A 22,915-nucleotide genomic window follows, 5' to 3' on the forward strand; every position below is an offset into this window, starting at 1 on the left:
AACTTTTACGGAAATTTCTACCAACAAAAAACAAACTCCCTGGGTTAGAGGGAGATAAGCGTTTGATGGGGTTTTGTTTTAATAATCCTCAAGTGGTTTGACAAGCTTTAGAAACGGTTGAAAAAGACGTTAAAATTGTGATTGATCAGTACAAAAGGATTTATATTCCGAGCGATGTTACTAATACTGCAACGTTTGTTCGCTCTGTTTCTCGGTTGTCAAAAATCAGACTACTGCTCATAATATTCGTAAGTGTCGCCATCGCACACACTCACACCGGATTGAATTAAAGCCCCTTCTCCGACTGTTCCCTCGGCATTTGGCCCTAAAACGCCCATGAAGTCGTACAGACAATCTCCGCGACCATCATCAATTACAATAGTGACTGATTCTCCAGGTCCAAGAACGTCACTACCTAAAATATCTTCTTCCCAGTCCTCAACTTGAGGGGGTGAAGCGTAGAACTCTTGTAAATTGCGACTGGTACGATTAACTAAGGTAAAGCTAACACTTTCAGTTTCGGCTTGAGCTTGCGTAGCGAACAGACCTATGATTAAGACTAACCCAAACACTACCCTTGATTTCAACATTGCTATTGCCCTGCTGTGCTTTATTAATTCGAGTCTACTGCTACCCACCCTCAAGTCGCATCAGGACATTTACGGAATTCTGTTGATGTCTCACTGTCTCGAAAATCCGTAATTTCACGTAAATAGATGACAGGTATCGGGAGGTGGGGTTCCGGGGAAGACCTGATGAAGAAATAAGTAAATTTACCTCTCCACAGTTGAACAAGAATAGTTATAATAGTGAACAGGTTCTGCTGCGGCGTTGGTGACTGCCTTTATGTTTTTTTGATCTGTAAATCTCAATATTCGGGAACCAGAGAAACTTTGAGTGGCAGTATACCGGACTTAGCATCCGGAAACTTCAAGCTCAACAAAGGTACCCACTTTAAAAAAGTATATTGAGGTCAAAAACTGGGGTAAAACGGCGCTGCGGTAAGCCTACATCTGAACGATACAAGTGTGTTCTCCAGTTTGTCCTGTGTGAACACCAAGATGTTTGTAGGGTTTTTGAGAATTTTCAAGTTTGGGAGGATTTAAGCCAGTCCGATGCTAAGATTGGCTTAAATTTTTTTACTTTTTAGTCTTATGTCTGTGCCTAAAACGGGTTTAGAAATGTTCCAGCAACGGCTTGTCGCTCTCTATAACAAGCAAATATACACCCGTTTACCAACTCCTGCTTTTACTCCCCTTTCTCGGGACTGGATACAGATTTTTCACGATGAAGCTCAGTTAATGAAACAAGTCATTGCTTCTCAATCTAATTCTACACGTTTGGGGGTTTTATTGGGGGATTCTCTAAGTATGTGGTTTCCCGCTTCTTTGCTTCCTGAAGGAAGATTTTGGCTAAATCAAGGGATTTCTGGAGATACAACCGGAGGAATTTGTAAACGGTTGTTTGCTTTAGATGCGGTTAAACCGGATGCAATTTATATTCTCGCTGGAATTAACGATTTAAAGTTAAAAACGCCGCTCAAGATTATTATAACAAACTATCGCCGCATTTTGCAAGATTTACAACAAAAACATCCGAATTGTCAGCTTTTTGTTCAATCTTTATTTCCGACTGCATTACCCAGTCAGTTTTTATCTTTTACCCTTCCCAATTCTCAAATTCTGCAACTCAACCAAGAACTGAAAATACTCGCTCAACAAGCAGGTGCTATTTATCTCGATTTTCATTCTCGCTTTAGCGATCATTCAGGTAATTTGCAGTCAAAATTCACAACAGATGGATTACATTTAAGTCTGGTTGGTTATCAAGTGTGGCAATTTGCTTTATCTCAAAGCGAATCTCGTTTGGCAAAAAAAAGAGATGAAAAGTATCAGAAATGGCTGCTATCTTCGCCCGAATTTAAGTTAAATGGAAAGTCCTATCGTTGGATTTCCTACAGCGTTAAACCGCGAGATACTTTAAAAACGATTGCTCTGGAAGTCTTTGGAACGGATGAATTTGACTACTGTGATTTGATTGCCATCCGAAATCAGCTCATTTCTGAATCGGTTCAAGACTATCAACGGCTTGAAATTCCTGTGATTCAATCCCCTGATTAAACCGACCAAAAATCTAAATAAGTAAAAGCAGACTCTCTACTGAATGTGAACTTCGAGTTTCTAGTCTGCTTTGATCACAACTTTTAAGGATTAATCTATAGAGACATGGGATTGGCTTGTCGAGAAGCCATTTTTTCAAAATAAGCTTGAGTTTGTTGTAACATTTGCTCGCGACTATCTTTACCTTCTTGAGTCAAAGCGGGAACCAAGTTACGAGCCTGCAACGTCATGTGAAGTTGAAGGTCAGCCACATACTCGCTGACATCGTGATGCAGTGAACAAGACGGATATTGTGTCATCTGTGAATGTGAATTCAAAGTGTTCTCCTGGTGGTAAGTCAACTGCAATCGGTAAACACCTCTAGACAGTATCATGCAGAACAGGCTTTCTCGTCAAACGCTTAACGATCTGTAATCCTGAGTCCCAAAGTCGTTTATACTCTGTTACATTTCACTTGGCGACCCTAAACGAGAACCTGATCAACAGAAGACCTACTGGGAATTGCTTTTGGTTGAAAAAATGTTAATAGCCTAGCCCATAGTGGGTAAGCTAAAACAGATTTGAAACCACCTGATGTGTATTCCCTTAAAGATGCAACAGTCAAGTCCTAGCAAGGGTTTGGGATTCTCCCTTCACCTCCGTTAGACTTCTGCTTGATTGTGTTCATTTTTACAATGATCCTTCACAGTATTCACATTTGAACTGTCCACCTGTTCACGAACACGAGTGTTATGGCTAATATTATCGGTGCTGAAGATCCAGATTTACTTGAGGGAACACTTGAGGCTGACCTCATTCAAGGACTAGCAGGGGATGATACCCTGATTGGTTTCCTGGGTAATGATACGCTACAAGGAAACTCAGACAATGACTCGATTCTCGGAAGTCGAGACGATGATCTATTGCAAGGGGACGAGGGAAACGACTCTCTATTCGGCGAATTTGGGAATGATACCGTTGAAGGCGGCTTAGGAGACGACTTTTTATTCGGTAACGAAGGGGATGACTTCATCAGTGATATTGGCGGAAGCGATACCCTCTATGGCGGTCAAGGCAATGATACGCTTGTTAACTTAGAAGGCAATGACCAACTATTTGGCGATCTCGATAATGATATCCTCTACACAGGCTTAGGCTTAAACACCCTCACCGGAGGAGCGGGAGCAGACTTATTTGTGATTGGTCGCTCACTCAATGGCGGCTTAACAGATATTATTACTGATTTTCGAGCCGGATTTGATTTAATTGCCTTAACAGATGATTTAGAATTTGAAGATTTAGAATTCGTTCAAACCGGAAACGATACAACGATTATTGATCGCGAAAGTCGGGAAGAATTGGCGATTTTACAAGCCACTCAACGCAATACTCTGATTCGCTCGAACTTTACCAAATCCATCTCGACAATTACTTCTGTCGTGGAGTTTAGTGAACAATCCATTCAAATTCGAGAAAATCAAACTTCTGCTTTTGTAGAAATCGGCATTCAACGCACAGGTTCTCCCCTCAACACCGTTGGCGGAAAATTGTTGTTATCAGAAGCGAGTTCTTCGTCCGATGATTTAGACTTGTCCCCTGAAGGAATTGAAGTTATTTTTGCTCCCTTTGAAACCTTCAAACGAGTAACTATTCCTATTAATAACGATGATCAATTTGAAGGAGATGAATCGATTAGTTTGCGGTTAACTGATCCGATTGGCGGCGCCACTATTGGGGAACAGAGCGAATTAGTGGTTAATATTGAAGATGATGAGCGACCCCCTACGCCGACTCCGACACCCACCCCCACACCCGACGACGATACACTGATTATTCCTCCCACTCCGCCGATTACTGCCTCAACGGTTTCGGTTTCCGTATCACCGACAAACGTTCCAGAAGATCAAGGTCAGGGATTAGTTTACACTTTTAGCCGTTCTAGTGGTTCTCTGTTAACAGGGATTATTGTTGATTTTGCGATCGCAGCAAGTGCTGAGTTAGGAACAGATTATACCGTAACGGGAGCCTTAGAATTTTCCGACGGAGAGGGAACTGTTGTTTTTGCACCGAATGAATCTACAACTCAAATAACTCTCACTCCTGTTGCCAATGATATCTTTGAAGCGGATAAAACGATTGAATTAACGATCGCAGAATCGGGAACTTTGTATGAAGCTGATCCAGCACGTCAGTCCGCCACAGCTACGATTGTCAACGACGATGATCCCCCCGATCCCCCTGTTTACGACTTTAGCAAAGCCGAATTTATTGGGGTTGAAGGCGATCCCGACAATCGGCAACAAGTTGAAATTATTGTGAGTCGCTCGGCGGATGTCGATTTAGAGTCACAAGTTGATATTATTTTAACCGATGGAACAGCGATTGAGGGAACTGATTATAACAGTCCGCCTCAGCCCACTCCCCTGATCTTTTTACCTGGAGAAACCGAAAAATCGGTATTCGTTGATCTGATTCCCAATACAGAGGAACAACCCTCAAGAAGCCTAAATCTCAGCTTTGATAACTTCCAAATTATTGCAGATGGTAATCCGATTATCGGTGGACAAGCAGGTGTCAATAACCCAGCCGCCACAATCACAATTAACGACGATGACGGTGCCACAACCTACGAGTTTAACAACTCCTTGTTTACAACCTCCGAAGGCGATGTTTTAAACACTGTTGATGATGTCGTTGAAATCATTCGGACAGGACGCCTTGATCCTTCTTCGGTGACGGTAAACTTGCAGGGAATTAATAACGCTTTACCGGGTGTTGACTTTGCCCCAGGGCCAATTACAGTTGATTTTGCAGCGAATCAAACCATTGCAACAGTTCCCATTGAGATCATCGGAAATGTGATTCCGCAGCCGAATAAAACGGTCAGGTTATCGTTAGCCCCTTCTACCGGACAACAGGTTGGGACGGAAAATCCGACGGCTAATTTAATTATTGTTGATGATGACGATATTCCCACCTACGACTTTACCACCAGTCAGTATACAGCCAGTGAAGATGACGGGATAACAGAAGTCGTAACTGTTCTTCGCAGTGGAAATGCCGAGGCGGCGTCCTCGGTAGATGTGGTTCTGACAACGGCAGCATCAGACGGCGCTATACCTGGAGAAGATATTACACCCGAACGAGTTACCGTGAATTTTGCGATCGGTGAAACCACTCAAACAATACCTCTAGAAATCATAGACGATACGATAGAAGAAGAAGCCGAAGCGGTGAATTTACGCTTTGAAAACTTTGCGCCCCTGGGAAAAACAGGTAACACGTTCCCGACTGCGAATTTATCGATTTTAGATAATGATTCGCCTCCAGTTTACAATTTTTCTTTGGCGAATTTCAGCACCGTTGAAGGTAACAGTATTAATTCAACAACTGTCGTTGAAGTCTCTCGTTCCGGGGAAACCACTAATGCTTCTCGGGTGGATGTGGTTCTGACTCAGCAAACTGCCGAAGCGGGTACTGATTATGTAAACAGCCCGATTACGATTGAGTTTGCTCCGGGTGAAACGAGCCAAATTGTACCGATTCAAATTTTAGGTGATGATCGCGTCGAAAGTGATGAAACGCTGGGATTGAGTTTTGACAATTTCATCATTATTGGTAACAATGGTCAGGCTATTGAGGGCGGACGGGCTGGAACATCGCAACCGCAGTCAGTTTTAACAATAGAAAATGATGATACGGCGACGGTTTCTATTACCGCTATTCAAGCCAATGCAATTGAAGCAGATCCGAGTCGAGAAATAGAGGCTCAAAATGGTACATTTCAAATCAAGCGTACACCAAATCCGGTGGGTGAGTTAACCGTTAATTTGACAGTTTCAGGCAATAAACTGTTATTAACTCAGCTATTAACTCAGCCAGAATTTGAGTTGAAAATTGGTGAGGACACTGTTCCGATAGTAGTTGATGCAGAAACAAATACCGCAACTGCAACGGTAACACTTCCCAATCAAGCGGCGAGTGTGGATATTACGTTAGTTCCGCTTGATGATGATCAAGCAGAAGCTGATGAATCCCTGACGTTAACGATAGCAGAAATCGACGATTCTGAATATGTGATTGATTCGCAAGATAATCAAGCAACGGTTACTCTGTTGGCGAATGATACACAAGTCACCCGTTTAACGGATAGCGATCAAATTGACGATGAACAGGCTTATTTTGATGCGGTTGAGGGTTCGTTGCGACAAGCATTAATTAATGCTGAAAGCTTTGCGGGTGACAATACGATTACGTTTGCTCCTCAAGCTGATGGTGTTAATACGATTGATTTGGTTGCAGCATTACCCAATATTAACAGTGATGGTCTGACTTTAAACGGCAATAATGTACCCGGATTAACTGTTCAACGTAGCGCGGCGGAAGGTACTCCTAATTTCCGGATTTTTACAGTTAATGGTGGCAATTTCACTCTTTCTAACTTAACACTTGCCAACGGAATTGCACCGAGAGCGGACTTAGGAGATACCTCCAGTCCATCTACCCCTGAAAACCGAGGAGGTGCTATCAGTATTTCCGGCGGTACTGTAGATATTTTCAATACGGTTATTGAGGGGAGTCAGGCGAATAATGGTGGAGCAATTGCTAATGCGGGTACCTTGAGGATTTTTAATAGTACAATCCGTGATAATACAGCAATTAACGGGGCTGGTATTGCTATAATTGACGGGGGAGTGAGTGTCACCAACAGTACAATTGCAGACAACGATGCGCTCCGAATTGGTGGAGGTGCTTTTCTCTCTTTTGGTGAATTAACGGTCACAAACAGTACAATTGCTCGCAACACAGCTCTACTGGATGGTGGAGGTGTGGGAGGGAATTTCACTACCGGTCGGCTCAACTTAAAAAATACAATTGTTGCCGCGAATCAAGCTCCCAGCGGTACGGATATTTCACCCGCTCCGGAGACATTTCCGGTCAGCAGTGGGGGCAACAATTTAATTGGAAATGCTACGGATACAGCAGGTTTTAATCCGGCAATTGGTGATATTATTGGTACTATTGATGTTCCAGTTGATGCCTTGCTGGTTCCCGGATTTAACACGCAAGGATTGACTCCAACGATCGCATTATCAATAGGAAGTCCAGCGATTAATGCGGGAGATGGAGATTTTTCAGGAGGATTTACAGATCCCGGAGCGTTTGATCAACGTCAGGTTGAACCTTTTGCTCGAATTGTTAATTTGATTGATATTGGGGCGTTTGAGTTCCAAGGTTAACCCATTTGTAGGGGCGCTCTTGCTTGCGCCCTGATATTGCTATAAACCCGGTTTTGCAAATAAACTGGGTTTTCTATTTACCCGAAAAACTGCTATAATATCTTTCAGAATAGACCGAAATCAATACAGTTGTAGTGCTTAAGTTCATTGACCTATTTGCGGGAATAGGGGGTTTAAGATTAGGGTTTGAAAAGGGAATTGAGTCTATTGGTTTGAGGGGAGAATGTGTGTTAGCTAGTGAAATTGATAGCGACGCCAATCAAGTCTATTCTCAAAATTTTCAGCACATTCCCGCCGGAGATATTCGCCAAATTCAATCTTTACCTGAACATGATGTTTTACTCGCTGGTTTTCCTTGTCAGTCTTTTTCCTATGCGGGAAAAAAACAAGGCTTTGGGGAGATTCGCGGAACACTATTTTTTGAAATAATGCGGCTGATTGACACCCATAAACCCAAAGTGTTAATCTTGGAAAATGTGCGGGGTTTAACCACCCATGATAACGGTAAAACTTTAGCGACCATTGAACATGAAATCCAATTAAGAGGCTACAGTTTTTATAAATTTGTTTTAAATAGTGTTAACTTTGGCTTACCTCAAAATCGGGTTCGCGTTTACATGATTGGGGTATTAAACGCATCTCCTCAATTTAACCTGATTTCAGACGTAGGGCCGAAAGATACTCATGCTTATAATGCAGTTCAGCTTAATTCTTATAGTTTAAACGATTTACCACCAAAAGTCAAAGATATTCTCGAAGAAAATCCAGATTCATCGTTTGATTGTTCACCGGAATTTGTACAAGCCTTAAACAAAGTGGTTCAGGGAGATTTTAACAAATTACATGGAGTTAGATTAATTGACTATCGGGGTGGAAATTCTATTCATTCTTGGGAATTGGGTTTGCGAGGAGAATGTAGCGAAGATGAAATCAATTTAATGAATTTACTGATAACGGAAAGACGCCAGAAAAAATTTGGCAAACATCAAGATGGTAAACCGTTAAATTTTGAACAAATTGCTAGTTTTTTTAAACATCCGAATCTCCCCAAAATATTAGAGTCTCTTGTCAAAAAGCGTTATTTACAAATGACCAACGGACAATATAAACCCGTTTCAGGTAACTTCTCTTTTGAAGTTTATAAATTTCTCGATCCAGAGAAAGTATCTGTCACCTTAGTCGCGAGTGATGCGAATCGAATTGGAGTTTATCACAATAATAGAGTTCGTCGAATTACGCCTAGAGAAGCCGCCCGTTTACAGGGATTTCCCGATAGCTTTCAACTTCATTCTAATCCCAAAAAAGCCTTTTATCAATTGGGAAACTCAGTAAGTATTAATGTAATTACCGCTATTACTCAAGATGTCATATCGATCATCTGGAATAATTCAATGCAGAATATTACCTGTAATATCATGTCCGGTTGAACAGTTATAAATAAACGACAGAGGAGTCAGGAGTCAGGAGTCAGGAGTCAGGAGTCAGGAGGAAATCAAGAAGAAGAAAGAGGAGGATTATGAGAAAGTTTTTTATCACTAATTATCCGGACATGATATAGCAGAAATCAGGAGACAGGAGACAGAATTGAAACCTTTATCATAAAAGGATTTGACAGAAAAACAGTGTCCTAATCAACTCTTTCTCTGCTATATAACACAATTATAACTTGGTTCAGGAGATAAAATTTCTATTGAGCAAAATTCAAACCCTAAAAAACATCCTGATCTATTATAATGTAATTAAAGTCACAGCAATTTTCCCCCCAAAACAAACATCAACATCGGTTTCAGGCGTGCGTTGACGTTCGCTGTAATTCCCAATATAAAAATAATCTTCCCCTTCTACTTTATAATCAATCGGTAACGGTTTTGTAGACGGTTGACAAAAGACTATTTCCGGTTCGGGTGCGTCCGGTTCAAGATAGGGAAAATTCACATTCCAAAAACTTCCGGGTTCTAAAGGACGGTTCAATAAGTCTTTTAAAACAATTTGACTCCAGCTTGTTGTTTGTTCCCAGTTAACAGATCTTCCCCCTTTTCTATATTGAGAAAGCGCAATTCCACGAATTCCATGAAAAGCCGCTTCTCTCACCGCAGCAACCGTACCCGAAATATACACATCTATGCCTAAATTTCCCCCAGAATTAATACCTGAAAGCACCCAATCAATTTGGGGACAAAAATGAGTAATCGCCAGACGAATACAGTCAGCCGGAGTACCCGCAACAGCGTATTCAGTATCACAACGATGTTCAACATGAATGGGTGATCTTGTTGTTACTTTATGACCACAACCGGATACTTCTTGTTGGGGGGCGACAAATATTCCTTGATGGTTAATCGCTTCTGATAATGCGCGAATACCCGGTGCATCAATACCATCATCATTCGTTAGTATAATCGTCATCTTGAATTTCAATGAGTTGATTTGAGGGACAGTAACAGTTTATAGCGGTTTTCAATTAAATGAGAGTGAGAAAACAAATTAAAAACCCGGTTTCTCAAAGATACCGAGTTTTTGGGGTCTACTTCACGGAAAATATTTTTTCTAATTAAACTTGTGCGGTTTCAGTGATTGTAGTATTAGTTAATTGTAGCGGTGAATTTGCCCTGACAGCCCGAAACATTCCAAACCGACAAAGACCCGCCCCAAACGCTAACCGCATCAACAACAAAGTCGGCACTTCTCGCAAAGATTTAATAAAACCCGAGAAACCAAAACTCACTAATCCCTGGGGTCTGGCAATTCCTTGCCAAATCGAATCGAACCAAGAAGGTAGGGTTTGTTTTGTCCAATCTGCGGTGCTTACCTGCCCTTCTACAAGCCCCGTTTCAGCTAATAGTTCGGAAAAGCCTTCTATACTGGAAAAAGCCGGATGTGACCATTGATCGAGGAGTTGACGCATCACAGGTTTTTCCCAAACATTAAGCGGAATTTGCCGATCATCTCGTTGATTCCAGTCAGCCACAACCAACACGCCACCAGGTTTGACGACTCGCAGCAACTCTTTAGCAAAAATCGCTTTATCCGGCATATGGGGGCCTGCCTCAACAGACCATACTACATCAAAACTTTCATCAGGGAAAGACAGCGCCATTGCATCATCGACTTGAAATTTAGCATCAATTTCTGCGGGTGTCAACTCCTGGGCGCGTTTGACTTGTTGGGGGCTAATCGTCACTCCAGTCACAGAAAATCCGTAATCTTTGGCTAAAATACGACTACTTCCGCCTATTCCACAACCCACATCTAACAGCGTTGTTCCTTGGGGTAATTTGTCTAAACCGCCCCAACGCACCATCTCATCTACAAAGTCGATTTTGGCTTGTAAAAAGTCTTTTCGTTGCGGGGGGGAACCATAATGACCGAGGTGGATATGTTCGCCCCAATAGAATTCTAAAATACCATCTTCCGTCCATTGATCGTAGGAATTGGCAACCGAATCAGAGGATTGATAACGGCGAGGGGTAATTAAGTACAAGACAATACCGATGGTCAAGATAATCAGGAAAAGTCCCAGGATGTTAACGAAATTCATTGAAAGAAAGGATTGATATTTTTTGACGATTTGACTCTTAATTTAGCACGAAGTTAGAGTCCTTGAGAACTGAAAGACTGTTGTTCGGGGAAAAACTGAGGAGGAATACAAGCAATAATTCCTTTTCTCAGAAGTTCTGGTCGTTTTTTGTACGCTAACTTCTCCTGGGGAGTCATTGCATAATATTGGTTCGCACAATCTAAAACAGAATCAACTGCATTTTCCGCCGGAAGATCTCCGAAGATATAAGTGGGTTTATTCTCAGCAGAAAAAGCAACAACACAAGCCCGTTTGCAAGCACTCATACAACTCACAGCTTGAATCAAAAATCCTGGCTTTAATTCTCTGATTTCTGAGAATTCAGAGAGTTTTTGCAGCAGTTTTTCGCCGCCACTTTCCCCGACTCGTTTCCCTGATTCCCAGGTACTCGCACAGCTTGTACAGACAAAAATGGTGTGTTTAGTCATTATAATTTTTCAGGTGAACCACAATGGAACACCCGGTTTTTTTGAAGACAATGAACGGTTAGCAATTCAACCTCAAGTCAGTTGATTTGCTGAAAGCAGAAGTGATGCTTCTAAGTAAAAACCTACTGTAGCGGGATATCAAAAGCTAAGTAAGCCGTATTACATCGAGAAAAACGTAACGGATTGAATCTTGACATCCTCTCCGCCGTAAACAACGGAGATTCCAAACATCACTGTTTGGGCTTCCTCTTTCTATGAGTTGACTTACAAGGATTGGGTTTCCCCGCCCAAGCAGAGATCAGTCTCTCGGGAGGCGTTGATTTCCATCTGCCCGACGGTATTTTAAAAACAGATATTAAGCGGAAAAACGGATTAAGCTACGTGTGAGAAGCCTAGATTTATGCGTTTTACAGTCAAGTTAATCCGTTAATCTATTTCTTATCCGTTTCTTGATTTGATAGCTGTTTTAATGCAGATTTTAGAATGTTTTTGGCGGCGTTTTCATCCCGGTCTGCTACATACCCACAGTGAGGACATTTGTGAGTCCGGGTGCTGAGAGTTTTGACAACCTTCTCACCGCAGTTTGAACAATTTTGAGACGTGTATGCAGGTTCAACGGCAATCACCGGAACCCCATAAATTCTCCCAAAATATTCCAACCATTCTCTAAATCTGTACCAAGCAGCATCGTTAATTGACTTGGCTAAATGATGATTTTTAACCATGTTCCGTATCCGTAGATTTTCTATCGCTACCAAGTCGTTAGACTGTATGACGTGTTGGGCCTGTTTACAAACCAAATCATTACGTCTGCGTGAAACTCTTAGATGCGCCCTACCTAACCGATTCCTGGCTTTTTTACGGTTTTGGCTTCCCTTTTTTTTTCGAGATAATCGACGTTGCAGCTTTTTAATTCGTCGCTCATCTTTTCTTAGAAAACGGGGATTCTCTACCTGTTTACCTGTTGAATCAGTGTAGAAATGGTTTAAACCGACATCCAAACCTGTTTGTTTGTTACTGAGTTCTTTGTTTTCCTCCCTTTCATGGTCTATCAAAAATTGAGCATAGTAACCATCGTGCCTTCTAATCACCCTAACCCGTTTAATTTGTTGGAGTTGATAGAAGTGCAAATCTCGACTTCCCCAAAGCTTAAATGTCCCCGCTTGAAACTTGTCGGAAAAGGTTAAATAGCGTCTATCCTCTGAAAGTTTCCAGCCCGAAGTTTTGTACTCAACTGATGCTCGGACTTGGTACTTTTTAAATTGGGGAAAGCCTTTTCGACCTGGTATTTTTTTCCGACAATTTTGATAAAATCGTTCAATTTAAAACAGATAGGATAAGGATTTAACGGATTAAGCTATCTGTGAGATGCCAAGATCTATGCGTTTTACAGTTAAGTTAATCCGTTCTTCCGCTTCTCTATCGGTTTTTAAATGGATGCCCATGCTCTCTCTGCGTGTGCTTGTCGAGCCATAGAATTGAGTTGGTTTACCCAGGGAAAACTCCGATTGTCTGACAACAGTTTGCAGTAGGTATAAGCATCGTTACGACTTTTGATTTGACCGTCTATCCATGCTTTAATGATGCTATTGCGAACGAAACGACCAGTACGAATAGCTTCATCTAACTTTTTGTACTGGGCAACAGTTCCTTGTAGCTTCATTTCATAGACAATCATGTTTATCATTGTCGCTCCACGATAAGTTATTGTAGCATACAATAATCCGTCGTGAACGACGGGGCTTTAAACCTGTTTTTTATTGGTAAAAAGACTAATTCAAACACTATCTGTACCTCGCAGACGCGCAAATTAAACAACAATAATCGGCGGGCATCCTGACTCTGAAACTTAATATAAGCCTCATCACAGTTGCGGGACAGCGACGGATTTGCACCGAACTTTCCCCCTTGCGTCTAATGACTGCTCCCCATTAGAACCGATAAGCTGAATGATATCATAAAAATCCCAAAATGAGATCGAAAGATTGAAAACGATAAAATTGAAGCAACACCCTAGAAAGAGAAGTGTCGTTATGGCGAACCCACTTAAATCCCAAACTATTTTAACCTCTATTCCTCCTTTGGAAAATGGCGATCGCTTAACTCGCCCCGAATTTGAACGACGTTACAATCAAATGCCCAATATTAAAGCCGAATTAATTGAAGGAGTCGTATATATGGCATCCCCTTTGCGACATAAACAGCAGGTCAAACCCCACAGTCAAATTATCACTTGGTTAGGCGTTTATCAAGCGGCTACTGCGGGTATTGATTTAAGTATTGAACCAACAGTTCGTTTAGATTTAGAGAATGAACCCCAACCCGATGGAGTGTTATTAATTGAAGCTGAAAAAGGCGGAAAAACTCAAATCACTGAGGAGGGTTATCTTGTCGGTTCACCCGAATTAATAGTAGAAATTGCCGCCAGTAGTGTATCTATTGATTTAGGAGATAAAAAACGAGTTTATCGACGCAATGGAGTACAAGAATATCTCGTTTGGCAATCCTATGAAAATCAATTCAATTGGTTTGTGTTAGAAAACGGAGAATATATTCAGTTGCAACCTGATGATGCAGGTATTATTCGCAGTCGTGTTTTTCCGGGGTTATGGTTAGCAGTGAATGAGTTATTAGCCGGGAACATGAAACAAGTTTTACAAGTATTGCAAAGGGGGTTAGAAAGCGTTGAACATCAAGCCTTTGTTGAACAGTTAGCACAGCGTTAATTTTTCAGACTTTAGAGAATGGAACCCATTTCAAAAAACATCGATTTCCCTGTTTTTCCGTAATTTCAGCACCCAAACGTTGATAAAAATTCAATCCGCGAATATTTCGACTATCTGCATTCCAGGCCAGATGAGTACAATCATTTTCTATCGCAATTTCAGCCAGATGATTCATTAACATTAACCCCGCACCCTGACTCCTGCTATCTTCGTCAATATACAAATCATCTAACCAAATACTCGGCTGACCCATATAGGAGGAATATCTAAAAGCATACAACGCAAAGCCGATTTCCCGTTCAAAGTTCTCGACAAATACAACGTAAGAAAAAGGAATTTTCCCAAATAGGGTTTTGCGAATTTTGTCTTCAGAAACTTTCAACACACCCGAAAACCCCCCAATATTACGATCAAACTCTGACTTCTTCTGAATAAACGAAAAAATCAGCGAAACATCCTCTACAGTAGCCGATCTAATATTCATATTTAAGTCAAAATAGAACCCCCTAACATTCGTTGATACCGTCGGTTTAACTCCTGCTGCATTAACGGCCAACGGTTTAACGTTTCATCCTTTTCTATCACTTTTTGCGCCGCATCTCTTGCCAATTCTAACACCTCCCGATCTTCAACTAAACTCGCTAAGACAAAATCCGGTAATCCTGACTGACGAGATCCCAAAACTTGACCTGGCCCCCGCAACTGCATATCCATTTCAGCGATAAAAAATCCATCTTGAGACTCTGCAAGAACCTCTAGCCTTTCTCTGGCTTCTGGCGTTGAACTTCCTGCCATTAATAGACAAAAAGATTTGTGTTTACCCCGTCCAACTCGTCCCCGTAATTGATGCAATTGAGATAACCCAAATCGTTCCGCATTTTCGATTAACATCACCGTTGCATTCGGAACATCCACCCCCACTTCTACCACCGTTGTAGAAACCAGAATTTGCGTCTTTTGATCGCGAAATTGACTAATCGCTTCATCTTTTTCCGCACTACTCAGACGACCATGTAATAAACCAATTTGAAATTCTGGGAAAATTTTCGTTTGCAGTTTTTGATGTTCCTCCACTGCTGAACGGACATCTAACTTTTCCGATTCTTCAACTAACGGCAACACCACATAAACCTGTCTTCCCTGCACAATTTCTCGTCGGATTAAATCATAGGCTTCATTGCGTTGTTTCCCCATCAAAATAGTCGTTTGAATCGGTTGACGCCCCGGCGGAAGTTCATCCAATTGACTGACATCTAAATCCCCATGTAACGTTAACGCTAATGTACGCGGAATGGGCGTCGCTGTCATCGTTAAAACATGAGGAGATTCACCTTTTTGTTGCAATTTAGCCCGTTGTTGCACCCCAAACCGATGCTGTTCATCAATCACCACTAACCCCAACCGATGAAAATTTACCGTATCTTGAATCAGCGCATGAGTTCCCACTAAAACAGGTAATTCTCCCGTTTCTAATTGGCTGTGAATTTGGCGACGTTTCGCTGTTTTAGTTGAACCCGTTAACAGTTCAACGCTTAAGTGCATTAAGTTAAACCAACTGACTAATTTTCGATAATGTTGTTCAGCTAAAACTTCCGTTGGCGCCATCAATGCCGTTTGATATCCGGCTTGAATAGCCGCTAACATTGCCACAACTGCGACTACTGTTTTTCCTGCCCCTACATCCCCTTGAACCAACCGATTCATCGGTTCAGAAGATTGTAAATCAATCAGAATTTCTTTGATGACTCGTTGTTGAGCATTCGTTAATTTAAACGGTAAAATTTCATCAAACTGTTGAATCAGTTTTCCCGTCGGAGCAAGAACAGCGCTAGTTGCCGCTTTTTTTTGAGATTGACGTCGTTGTAACAGTCCTAATTGTAGATAGAAAAACTCATCAAATACCAAACGGCGACGGGCTGCGGCTAAACAGTCTCTATCTGGGGGAAAGTGAATATTTTGAATCGCATCTTGTACTCCAATCAGTTGATAAATATCCAATAAACCTTGAGGTAACGTATCTTGCAACTGGCTCGTTGTTGGTAAAACCGATAAAACCGATTTTCTAATTAAGTCAGCACCCACCCCTTCACTCAGGGGATAAACAGGCACCACCCGACCAATTTTCATCGAGTCAATTTGCCCCCCTTCTTGGTCTAAAACTTCCAATTCAGGATTATCTAAAGTAATTCCATATTTATTACTTTTCACTAACCCCGAAGCCGCGACAATCGTACCCTGTGGGTAGTTATATTTTTGCTTATTTTGCCATCCCGCATTACTATATCTCGGCCCTGCGAAAAAACGACTAATTTTGAGTTGTCCGGTACTATCCGTTAAGATTAAATCTAAAATCGTTAATTTCTTATTTCTAGGACTGCTAAAACAGTTACACCGTTTAACCTTAGCAATCAGTGTTACTGTTTCTCCCGGAACTAAATCTCGAATCGCAACTTGACGAGCATAATCAATATGATCTCGCGGATAATAGTATAATAAATCATAAACCGTATACAAGCCCAGTTTCGCTAAACGATATGCATTTCTAGGCCCGACGACGTTCTCTAAAGGTTGTTCTAAAGAAGAAGCAGCATTCGGTGATTTCTCAACAATTGGTAGGGTTTGAATCAGGGAATTTGTCGGAATAGATGCCGGAATTTGTTGACTTCTTTCAGTGATTTCTTCGACTTTTTCACGACAGTCAAGACTTCGCTGCATTTGCAACAAAAACCGCCTTGTATCATCCAGAAGGTTTTCTCTATCTTGCAGACTTTTTTCTGAATAATTCGCAAACGCATCTACCATTTGTTGACAGCGATTTTTAGAGTCTCCGGGAACAAGGTTAAAAAGTTCGTTTAAGCTAATATACAAAAACTCGTGAAATTGGTGATGCTTTCCCTGAACATTATTAAATCCCCTTTCGGCTTCAACTGCAATTGCTTTTTGTAAACGCTCCCAGTCTGGTTGGTTACTTTTCATTGTTCCAGTTGAGTAAAAAATAGAAGTTTATCTGATTTTATTAATCCAATTAAACGGACTCCAAGTCATTGAAAACTAAAAAATCAAAACATTGGCTTGTCTATCCTTTATAGGGTAACAGCATGAAGCTGTCTTCCTCTAAAAGTATAGAAGTTTTTAACTTGAAAAATCAAGAAAATTCACTTTTATTTGACATTTTAGGAAATTTTCGCTAAGATAATAGCATAGGCTAGTCTGGGGTTGTTCGCCCCTACACTTGAACTATAAATCAACACCAGAAAATAGCCCGTTAACCCTTCGCCTCTTAGCTTCTACGGCTTCAGTGTTTAAGCGTTCTGCTCAAACCAACTGGCTCGCCAAGCCGCCTCAGCTTCTAACACAGCCCGTTCTCGTTGTTTCTTCTGATAATTGCGTCCCAGCTTGTTCAACTGAGCAGAGAGATTGCGAATCTGATGACGTTTTGACATCACGGCTGTATCTGCAAATTCAACTTCAGACAGACGCAGATGCACAGCCATCACACGAGTCACATTAGAAATCTCCTCGTCCTCGATGTCTTCGGTTTCAATCATCAAGTTCAGGAGGTTAGGCGGACTCGCAACAGTTTGTGCCGAAGTTTCCGCTAGATAAGCCGCTTCTAAAAGGGCTTCTGGTAATTTTTGGGGGAAAATCTCGGATTTTTGTAAGCATCGGTTGGTATCGCGAGACAGGGTTTTCAAAAAAGCATGAATTGATTTTTCCAGCTTTTCTTGCCACAAAGCCAACCGTTCAGGAGAACTCAAGGGCTGCGGAAGAGCCTGTTGAATCAAAAAATCACTAGAGACTTCAACAGATTCATCTTCGGGGGTGAAATCTTCTTCTAAAGAATCATCGTCCTCTGGTTGTTCCTTCAAAGCTTGAGAGGCGGAGGAAAGTTGCACCAGAGACAGCAACGTTTTTTGAGCGTTTGTAGCTAACGTTTGCAAATTTTGTTGAAATTTCTGCCGTTGTGAAAAGGAAAGCTTCAGAAAAGATTCTGGATAGCCCTGAGTACATAAATGATAACTCGCCAGAATCAACTGTTGGCGAACTGCTTTTCCTAAAGCCGTGAGATAATTTTCATAGGCGTGATCAAATTCATGAGCTAACTTGGCGATTGCCTCTTCTAAAGAAGCGAGATCCTCCTCTATGGCTTTAAGCGATCCTGTCATTTCTGCAATTTGATGGAGAAAGCGTCAATATTAAACCGTAAAAACTAATCCGTTAGTAGGGTTCAGGTGTCAATTCTTAGCTAGAACAATATTCGGAAAAACTGCCGAATCATTCATTTTCCCAATTCTCAATCCAATTTCCGGTCTTCTACCTTGAGTCACTGAAATAGCTTAGATTTAAAAGCCCCAATCGCCTCTAATGATAATTTGAATCGGGGCTAATCAAACTTTTTTCAAGGTTATTTCTGTCCAAAAAACGGTGCTTATTCAGCCGTCTCTTCCTCTGCATCAACCCCCTCGCCCAGAATAAAGCGAGAAAAGCGACGCACTTTAATATTTTCTCCGAGAAGGGCAATGGTTTGTTTAACCAACTCTTCAACCGTAATATTTTGATCGCGAATATAAGGTTGATCCATCAACGCCAATTCTTTCAGACGCTTATCGATCCGACCTTGAACGATCTTTTCTTTAATATTATCGGGCTTTCCACCGAGATCATCGCGCTTCATCTCAATCGATTTTTCCTTCTCAACGATATCGCTGGGAATATTATCAACCGCAACATACTCCACATTCGGACAAGCGGCAATTTGCATGGCTACATTTCGCACCAGCGTTTGAAACTCTTCGCGACGCGCAACAAAGTCAGTCTCGCAGTTGACTTCAACGAGAACCCCAACGCGACCCCCAGTATGAATATAGCTGCCAACCAGTCCTTCACTGGCCGCACGACCCGCTTTTTTATCGGCCGAGGTAATGCCCTTTTGTCGCAGCCACTCGATAGCTTTGGTCATATCGCCATCTGTTTCTTTGAGTGCTTTTTTGCAGTCCATCATACCTGCGCCTGTTTTTTCACGCAGTTCTTTGACTACTTTTGCTGATATGTCGGCCATTTTTTCCTCTATTCCTTCTCTTGAATTTTTTTGAGTCGCCCTGAGACGAATGGTAAATGACCTACACCCAATTTTTGGGTTTGAGTCGAAAAAAGATTAAGTTTCTGGGTTCGGCACTATGCGCGAGTCCATCGGTTTTTCAATAGATCCGCACAGACCTGATGTTGCTACTATCGCTTTACGTGCTTCGTGTTAAGTGTTGGTACGCACGAATCCCAACTCTAGTAGACCAACATTTTTATGATTTTACCTCAATTTGAGGTCAACCGTCCTCAAACCGGGCTTGTATCCCGCTTAATTTCGGTCATCAACCCTGTATATAGTAGCACTTTCTACTGATTCAATTTTCGCTCTATTTCTCTTGCGTCCCCGAACGGGATCAGCATTGTTTGTTACAGGGCGCAAGCCCGAACCCAATTGGCTTAAATAGGTATTTTGCGCCCTTTTATCCCTCAGAACATTGAGACTGCTGAGTTTATTTTAATCCTCTTTATCGGGATCTTCTTCGTCTTCAATATATTCTTCGTAATCTTCACCTTCTTCGCCGAAGTCTTCCTCTGCACCATCGTAGTCGTCAGCAAATTCTTCAGCCAGATCTGGATCACCCTCCAGTTGACCGTGACGCCCTTCATAAATGGCATCGGACAGCTTCCCAACGATTAATTTAATCGCTCGAATGGCGTCATCGTTGGCGGGAATATGGATGTCAGCCAAGTCGGGATCACAGTTCGTATCCAACATCGCAATAATTGGAATTCCCAACTTTTTACACTCCATAACAGCGTTATGTTCCCGTCGCTGATCGATCATCACCACCGCATCAGGAGTGCGACGCATTTGTTTAATACCACCCAGGTATTTTTGCAGCTTCTCCAGTTCCCGTCGTAACACAGAAGCTTCTTTTTTGGGCAGATAATCAAGTTGACCGCTATCTTGGCGATATTCTAGCTCTTTGAGTCGGTCTACCCGAGTTTTGATGGTCGTCCAGTTGGTCAGCATTCCCCCTAACCAACGTTGGTTTACATAATAGGCTCCACAGCGTAGAGCTTCTTGAGCAATGATACCCGCCGCTTGACGTTTCGTACCCACAAACAGAAATTTCTTGCCTTGTTCAGAAGAAGTTCTAATATATTCATAGGCTTCTTCCATCAGTTGGGCGGTTTGCAACAAGTCAATGATATGAACTCCGTTCCGTTCTGTATAGATATACGGAGCCATTTTCGGATTCCAACGACGAGTCTGATGTCCGAAGTGAACTCCAGACTCTAACATTTCAGCGAGACTAATAACTGCCATTTTAAATTTAACTCCTTTCGGGTTAATCCTCCATCCCAGGGTTGATCTCTGACTTGGATTTGTCAAAAACACCCGAAACCCAGGATGTGTGAATTTTAGACAACCTCTCTATACTAGCAAAATAAGGTCATGTTTAACCCTATGGATGAATTTGTTTGAGAATCACCCGCAGGCGATCATAGTCATCTCGGAGTAAAATACTTAACGTGCGCCCCGCTTCAACCAGCCAAGAGCGATCGCAATTTCGCAGTTGATAAATGTGGCGAATTGCTGCTGCTGTTAGCGACTCAACAGGCGCTTGACTGACTTGCAGCAAAGTTCTTAGAAAGTCAAATTCCGTGCTGAAATGAATAATATCCGCAGGTTCGCAATGATAAACCGCCTGATGAATTTGCGGGGGACGAGGCGGAATATATTGATAAACAGTACCTCTGGGCGGTTCAATGCCATTCGTTCCTCTAGCCGGAGTCTCAAACCCAATAATCGCCGCTCTAAACTCCGTTTTCAACATTGCAAAAATCTGCGGTTGTTCTTCCCGCAACTCTTGCAAAGATAATCCCAACGCTCTAGCCCGATGTACCGAATCAATCGGACAGGTTGTTACATGATACACGATCGCATAAACTTGATTACCCGACTCCTCATCACTCGATTTGACCCAACTGCCAAACGGCGGCATTATCGGGAACGTCAGATCTTCCGGTTCGAGACATTGGGCTAAAAATTCGCAAGTTGTCGTCTCAATCACCTCTCCAATATGACGGTGATCACGAGTCGTTGTACTAAATTGAGGAAAGGGAAGACGCATAAGCAAACTTTTACAGTGACCAGCTTTTACAGTTATCAGTTATCAGTTTACAGTGACCAGCTTTTACAGTGACCAGTAAACAGTTATCAGTGACCAGCTTTTACAGTGACCAGTAAACAGTTATTAGTTGTCACTGTTGTCTGTTCACTGGTTACTGTAAACTGGTTACTGTTCACTGCTCACTGGTCACTGGTCACTGTTTACTGGTCACTGATTTGCACCTGCCGAATTTTATTTTGCTTTGGCTTTTCGGCCGGCTGTCGCATCAACGGGTTCAATTTCTGAAAGTCGAAACGTAACTAATTTATCCCAGTTTCCCCCTTCAAACAAAACAGCAACTTTACCATCGCTAATCCGTTGCACTTGTCCCTGAAAGCCGTAGTAAGTATCACCAGGGTTGATCACACGAACTGCTGAACCGGGGAGAATCATGGCTAATTCCTTAATTGATCTCTACATTCATTCAGTCTACAGAATATTCGAGAATTCGGAACGGAATATAATGCGATCGCTATTTTTGGGATTTTTGATAGATCCGGTTGTCACGTCAAAGCCGCTACAGAGACTTTCGCCGCAATCTGTTGAGCGATCGCTGTTAACGCTTTCGCCGCCGCCGAGTCGGGGTGAGAGATCACCACAGGGACTCCGTTATCGCCACCTTCTCGCACAGGCATTTCTAGGGGAATACCCCCTAAGAGGGGGACACCGAGTTCTTGAGCGGTTTTCTCGCCTCCCCCAGAACCAAAGATGTCGTATTTTTTCTCAGGCAGATCGGGCGGGATAAAATAGCTCATATTTTCAACAATCCCCAAAATAGAGACTCCCAGTTGTTGGAACATCCGTAAACCTTTACGAGAGTCCAGTAAAGAAACCGTTTGCGGAGTGGTGACAATCACAACCCCCGACATCGGTACCGCCTGAATCAGAGTCAGTTGAGCATCTCCGGTTCCCGGTGGCATATCTACAATTAAATAATCCAGTTCACCCCATTCGACTTGGTAGAGAAACTGACGAATAATCCCGTTGAGCATCGGGCCACGCCAGATTACAGGTTGATCGTGATCGATCAAAAACGCCATCGAAACCAACTTCACGCCGTAATTAAAGGCAGGTTCTAAGACTTCACCTTGTTTTCCTTGACGAACCATCACTTGGTAATCTGTCAGTCCCATCATCGTCGGATCGTTCGGGCCATAGATATCTGCATCGATCAGCCCGACTTTTGCCCCCGTTTGGGCCAGAGCAACCGCAACGTTAACGGCGACGGTACTTTTGCCGACACCGCCTTTACCACTGGAGATGGCGAGGATATTTTTAACGCCTTCTATGCCTTGGCGATCGGGTATCGATTTTTGTTGAGGAGTTTCGGCGGTGACATCAACCGTGACTCGTTGGACTCCTGGAAGTTGCTGCACTGCTTTTTGGCAATCTTCGACGATGAACTCTCGCAACGGACAGGCAGGAGTGGTGAGAACGAGAGTAAAGCTGACTTCACCCTGGTTGATTTTGACATTGCGGATCATATTGAGATCGACCAAACTCTTTTGAAGTTCAGGATCTTGTACAGGTCGCAGGATTTCTAAAACAGAACTGACATTCAGGGAATTTGACATCTTGTTGGTGATTGCAGCTAGTGAGTGGAGGAAGGCGATCGCATCGGTTGCGATTTCTGCCCTACTCTA

17 protein-coding genes, 1 other RNA gene, 2 pseudogenes and 1 riboswitch are annotated in these 22,915 nt (G+C 42.3%); of the genes and pseudogenes, 5 read left to right on the forward strand and 15 right to left on the reverse strand.

Translation table 11 applies throughout. The features are described from left to right. Nucleotides 1–230: 230 nt before the first annotated feature. The gene (locus VB836_RS23835; RefSeq protein WP_323223191.1) at nt 231–590 is read right to left on the reverse strand and encodes a hypothetical protein; all 360 of its coding nucleotides are present in this window, start codon (nt 588–590) and stop codon (nt 231–233) included. Nucleotides 591–817: 227 nt separating this feature from the next. Between VB836_RS23835 and ssrS the strand changes: the two genes are divergently transcribed. Next, nucleotides 818–1,009, forward strand: a non-coding RNA gene (gene ssrS, locus VB836_RS23840) — 6S RNA. Between the two features lie 145 nt (nt 1,010–1,154). Then, nucleotides 1,155–2,120 (forward strand): GDSL-type esterase/lipase family protein, encoded by a 966-nt coding sequence (locus VB836_RS23845; protein ID WP_323223193.1) that lies wholly within the window; start codon nt 1,155–1,157, stop codon nt 2,118–2,120. Between the two features lie 95 nt (nt 2,121–2,215). Here the strand turns inward: VB836_RS23845 and VB836_RS23850 are convergent, their stop codons facing one another. Beyond that, a complete protein-coding gene (locus tag VB836_RS23850; protein WP_323223244.1) occupies nt 2,216–2,419 on the reverse strand; it encodes a hypothetical protein in 204 nt (67 codons plus the stop codon). Between the two features lie 432 nt (nt 2,420–2,851). Here VB836_RS23850 and VB836_RS23855 point away from each other — a divergent pair, with 432 nt between their 5' ends. After that, a complete protein-coding gene (locus VB836_RS23855; protein WP_323223195.1) occupies nt 2,852–7,339 on the forward strand; it encodes a Calx-beta domain-containing protein in 4,488 nt (1,495 codons plus the stop codon). A gap of 134 nt (nt 7,340–7,473) precedes the next feature. Continuing rightward, nucleotides 7,474–8,766 carry a DNA (cytosine-5-)-methyltransferase gene (gene dcm, locus VB836_RS23860; RefSeq protein ID WP_046278251.1) on the forward strand — a complete coding sequence of 431 codons (1,293 nt, stop codon included), beginning with the start codon at nt 7,474–7,476 and terminating at the stop codon, nt 8,764–8,766. A gap of 301 nt (nt 8,767–9,067) precedes the next feature. Here the strand turns inward: dcm and surE are convergent, their stop codons facing one another. The 5 genes and pseudogenes from surE to VB836_RS23885 form a co-directional block, all read right to left on the reverse strand. Then, nucleotides 9,068–9,745 (reverse strand): 5'/3'-nucleotidase SurE, encoded by a 678-nt coding sequence (surE, locus tag VB836_RS23865; RefSeq protein WP_323223198.1) that lies wholly within the window; start codon nt 9,743–9,745, stop codon nt 9,068–9,070. 145 nt (nt 9,746–9,890) lie between these two features. Beyond that, on the reverse strand, nt 9,891–10,877 hold the full coding sequence (locus tag VB836_RS23870) for a methyltransferase domain-containing protein (protein WP_323223200.1): 987 nt from the start codon (nt 10,875–10,877) through the stop codon (nt 9,891–9,893). Between the two features lie 53 nt (nt 10,878–10,930). Continuing rightward, nucleotides 10,931–11,344, reverse strand: a complete 414-nt coding sequence (locus VB836_RS23875; RefSeq protein WP_323223202.1) for a DUF1636 domain-containing protein — start codon at nt 11,342–11,344, stop codon at nt 10,931–10,933. A gap of 431 nt (nt 11,345–11,775) precedes the next feature. Next, a pseudogene (locus VB836_RS23880) lies at nt 11,776–12,666 on the reverse strand (RNA-guided endonuclease InsQ/TnpB family protein); the annotation flags it as partial. Nucleotides 12,667–12,779: 113 nt separating this feature from the next. Beyond that, nucleotides 12,780–13,022 (reverse strand): annotated as a pseudogene (locus tag VB836_RS23885) (RNA-guided endonuclease TnpB family protein); the annotation flags it as partial. A gap of 131 nt (nt 13,023–13,153) precedes the next feature. Continuing rightward, a riboswitch (cobalamin riboswitch) is annotated at nt 13,154–13,301 on the reverse strand. Nucleotides 13,302–13,377: 76 nt separating this feature from the next. Here VB836_RS23885 and VB836_RS23890 point away from each other — a divergent pair. Next, nucleotides 13,378–14,070 (forward strand): Uma2 family endonuclease, encoded by a 693-nt coding sequence (locus VB836_RS23890; RefSeq protein ID WP_323223204.1) that lies wholly within the window; start codon nt 13,378–13,380, stop codon nt 14,068–14,070. 4 nt (nt 14,071–14,074) lie between these two features. Here the strand turns inward: VB836_RS23890 and VB836_RS23895 are convergent, their stop codons facing one another. The 8 genes from VB836_RS23895 to VB836_RS23930 form a co-directional block, all read right to left on the reverse strand. Continuing rightward, the gene (locus VB836_RS23895) at nt 14,075–14,554 is read right to left on the reverse strand and encodes a GNAT family N-acetyltransferase (protein ID WP_323223206.1); all 480 of its coding nucleotides are present in this window, start codon (nt 14,552–14,554) and stop codon (nt 14,075–14,077) included. A 2-nt stretch (nt 14,555–14,556) separates the two neighbouring features. Continuing rightward, nucleotides 14,557–17,046: an ATP-dependent DNA helicase RecG gene (gene recG / locus VB836_RS23900; RefSeq protein WP_323223209.1), complete on the reverse strand. Its 2,490-nt coding sequence runs from the start codon at nt 17,044–17,046 to the stop codon at nt 14,557–14,559. A 326-nt stretch (nt 17,047–17,372) separates the two neighbouring features. Further along, nucleotides 17,373–18,236: a hypothetical protein gene (locus tag VB836_RS23905; RefSeq protein ID WP_323223211.1), complete on the reverse strand. Its 864-nt coding sequence runs from the start codon at nt 18,234–18,236 to the stop codon at nt 17,373–17,375. 263 nt (nt 18,237–18,499) lie between these two features. Continuing rightward, nucleotides 18,500–19,129, reverse strand: coding sequence for a translation elongation factor Ts (gene tsf, locus VB836_RS23910; protein WP_323223213.1), 630 nt, complete (start codon nt 19,127–19,129; stop codon nt 18,500–18,502). 480 nt (nt 19,130–19,609) lie between these two features. Continuing rightward, nucleotides 19,610–20,425, reverse strand: coding sequence for a 30S ribosomal protein S2 (gene rpsB, locus VB836_RS23915; RefSeq protein WP_323223215.1), 816 nt, complete (start codon nt 20,423–20,425; stop codon nt 19,610–19,612). Nucleotides 20,426–20,564: 139 nt separating this feature from the next. Then, nucleotides 20,565–21,233 (reverse strand): HAS-barrel domain-containing protein, encoded by a 669-nt coding sequence (locus VB836_RS23920; protein WP_046280055.1) that lies wholly within the window; start codon nt 21,231–21,233, stop codon nt 20,565–20,567. A 231-nt stretch (nt 21,234–21,464) separates the two neighbouring features. Next, a complete protein-coding gene (locus VB836_RS23925) occupies nt 21,465–21,665 on the reverse strand; it encodes an NAD(P)H dehydrogenase subunit NdhS (RefSeq protein ID WP_046280056.1) in 201 nt (66 codons plus the stop codon). 110 nt (nt 21,666–21,775) lie between these two features. After that, nucleotides 21,776–22,846, reverse strand: coding sequence for an Mrp/NBP35 family ATP-binding protein (locus tag VB836_RS23930; RefSeq protein ID WP_323223217.1), 1,071 nt, complete (start codon nt 22,844–22,846; stop codon nt 21,776–21,778). Between the last annotated feature and the right edge of the window lie 69 nt (nt 22,847–22,915).

This window comes from Limnoraphis robusta BA-68 BA1 (assembly GCF_034932365.1).
Taxonomy (GTDB): domain Bacteria; phylum Cyanobacteriota; class Cyanobacteriia; order Cyanobacteriales; family Microcoleaceae; genus Capilliphycus; species Capilliphycus robustus.